We start from the raw sequence: 1,628 nt of genomic DNA, 5'->3' as shown, positions 1-1,628 counted from the left end.
TCCGCGGTCCACCGAACCCGGTCCCCGGTCCGGTACATCCGCGCACCGGCAGCCCCGAACGGATTCGCCACAAAGCGCTCCGCCGACAGACCCGGCCGCCGCGCGTACCCGCGCGCCAACTGCTCGCCCGCGACGTACAACTCGCCATACACACCGACCGGAACCGGGGACAGCGCAGCGTCGAGCACGTAGGCACGGCTGTTCCAGACCGGGCGCCCGATGGGCACGGTGGTCACGTCGGCGGCGGCGTCGAACGCGTGCATGGCGATCTGCACGGTGGTCTCGCTCGGCCCGTACAGGTTGTGGAGGTCCACCGACCAGGAGGCGGCGGTCTGTGCGGCCAGAGCGGGGGTGACGGGTTCACCACCGACGAACACCCGCCGCAGCGACAGACCGGTTCCGTATCCGGTCGTGCCCACCGCCAGGGAGAGCAGGGACGGCACGAACTGCGCGATCGTGACCCGGTGCCGTCGGATGTACTCGACGAGTTGCGCGGGCTCCCTGGTGACCACCACCGGTGCCAGGCAGACCGTGGCGCCAGTCGTCAGCGGCAGCCAGACCTCCCAGACCGAGGCGTCGAAGCTCAGCGCTGTTCGGGCCAGGACGCGATCCCGCCCGTCGAGGGCGAACGTGTCGGCCATCCAGCGCATGTGGTTGGCGACGGCGCCCTGCTCGACCAGGACTCCCTTGGGAGTGCCGGTGGAACCAGAGGTGTAGATCAGGTAGGCGGGGTTCTGCGGCAACAGGGTGCCGTTGCGCTCGCCCGGCAGCACGGCGGTGTCGGGCAGTTCGGCCAACTCCGCCAGCAGCGACGGCCCGTCGACCACCACGATCGCAGGCAACGACGCGGGTAGCACCTCCAGGGAGGCTGCCGCCGTCACGACGCACGCCGCGTTGGCGTCGGCAAGCATGAAGGCGATCCGCTCGGCCGGGTACGCCACGTCCACCGGCAGGTAGGCGCCGCCGGCCTTCCACACCGCCAGCAACGCCACCAGCAGATCTGCACCGCGCTCCATGCACACGGCGACCACCGACTCCGGACCGACACCCCGACCGATCAGCAGCCGCGCCAGCCGGTTCGCCCGCCCGTCCAGCTCGCGATAGGTCAGCTCGACGCCTTCGGCGACCACCGCGAGCGCGTCCGGCGTGCGCGCCAGCTGCGCCTCGAACAGCTCCAGCGCCGTACCGGCCGGCACCTCGGCGTCGGTGTCGTTCCACTCCACCAACACCCGGTGGCGCTCGGCCTCGTCCAGCACCCCCACCGCACTCAACCGCAGCTGCGGATCGACGGCCACCGCCTCCAGCACCCGCAGCCAACGACCGACCAGCCGCTCCACCGACACCGCATCGAACAGGTCTGCCGCCGCGGTCACACCACCGCGCAGACCGGCCGGCCGCCCATCGGCGTCGAAGACCTCGCTGACCACCAGGTCGAGGTCGAACTTCGCGACGGCGGCACCCGCGGGGACCCCGCCGGCCTGCACACCCGGCAGGTCCGCGGTCGTCCGCGCGTTGTTCTGGACCGTCAGCAGCACCTGGAAGAGCGGGGTGCGGGCCAGTGAACGGGACGGGGCCAGCTCCTCGACCAGTCGCTCGAACGGCACGTCCTGGTGGGCGAACGCCCCCAG

General features: G+C 71.7%; 1 protein-coding gene. It reads right to left on the bottom strand.

All coding sequences use genetic code 11. The annotated features are described in order from the left end of the window. A partial coding sequence (locus ACZ3TI_RS40935) for a non-ribosomal peptide synthetase (RefSeq protein ID WP_465735678.1) occupies positions 1–1,628 on the bottom strand: 1,628 nt, incomplete at both ends.

The sequence above is a fragment of the Kitasatospora sp. NPDC023120 genome (assembly GCF_055560835.1).
This window is presented reverse-complemented; position numbering and strand designations above follow the sequence as displayed.